At 63.9% G+C, this 1,248-nt stretch carries 1 protein-coding gene; it reads left to right on the top strand.

All coding sequences use genetic code 11. The features are described 5' to 3' along the window. On the top strand, positions 1-1,248 hold a 1,248-nt coding region (locus CO667_RS34545; protein ID WP_143540787.1), incomplete at both ends, for a calcium-binding protein.

Raw genomic sequence — 1,248 nt, 5'->3', positions numbered from 1 at the left:
GCCAGCTTCACCGGCACCGGCAATGCGCTTGATAACACGATCACCGGCGGCGCCGGCAATGACACGCTGAATGGCGGAGCAGGCGCTGATAGTTTGATCGGCGGGGCAGGCAGCGACACTTACATCGTCGACAATGCCGCCGACAGCGTCACCGAAGCCGCTGATGCGGGAACCGACACGGTTCGCACGACCCTGGCAAGCTATACGCTTGGCAGCGATGTCGAGAACCTCACCTACATCGGCACGGGAACGTTTGCCGGCACGGGTAACACTCTCGACAACGTGATCACCGGGGGCGCTGCCATCGATACGCTGTCGGGCGGCGCTGGCAACGACACACTGAATGGCGGGGCAGGTGCGGATAGCTTGATCGGCGGGGCAGGCGACGACACCTACATCGTCGACAATGCCACCGACAGCGTCACCGAAGCCGCCGCCGCGGGAACCGACACGGTGCAGACGGCCCTGGCCGCCTATACGCTGGCGGCCAATGTCGAGAACCTCACCTATAGCGGCACGGCCGCGTTTGCCGGCACCGGCAATGGGCTCAACAACATCCTCAAGGGCGGTGTTGCCGCCGACAAGCTCGCGGGGGCTGGCGGCAACGACACATTGATCGGCGGGGCTGGTTCCGACACGATGTCGGGCGGAACGGGTAACGACATTTATGTCGTCGATATCGCGACCGACCTGGTGATCGAGAATGCGAACGAGGGGACGGACACGGTCCAGACGGCGCTTTCAAGCTATACGCTCAGCAGCAATGTCGAGACCCTGACCTACACCGGGTCCGCCAGCTTCGCCGGCACCGGCAATGCGCTCGCCAACACGATCACCGGCGGCGCCGGCAATGATCTGCTGGACGGTGGCGCCGGCAATGACACGCTGCGCGGCGGGGCCGGCAACGACATCTATGTGATCGACAGTGCGAGCGACGTCGTCACCGAGAACGCCGATGCGGGAACCGACACGGTTCGCACGACATCGGCAAGCTATACGCTTGCCGGCAATGTCGAGAACCTGAGCTATGTCGGTACAGGGACTTTCTTTGGTACCGGTAACAATCTCGACAACGTGATCACCGGCGGCGCTGCCATGGATACGCTGTCAGGCGGCGCCGGCAATGACACGCTGAATGGCGGGGCAGGCGGCGATACCTTGATCGGCGGGGCGGGCGACGACACCTACATCGTCGATAATGCCGGCGACATCGTCACCGAAGCCGCCGCCGCGGGAACCGACACGCTT

Source organism: Rhizobium sp. L43 (assembly GCF_002531725.1).
GTDB lineage: Bacteria > Pseudomonadota > Alphaproteobacteria > Rhizobiales > Rhizobiaceae > Rhizobium.
Note: the sequence above shows the minus strand (reverse complement) of the source record. Positions and strands in the feature narration are given on the sequence as shown.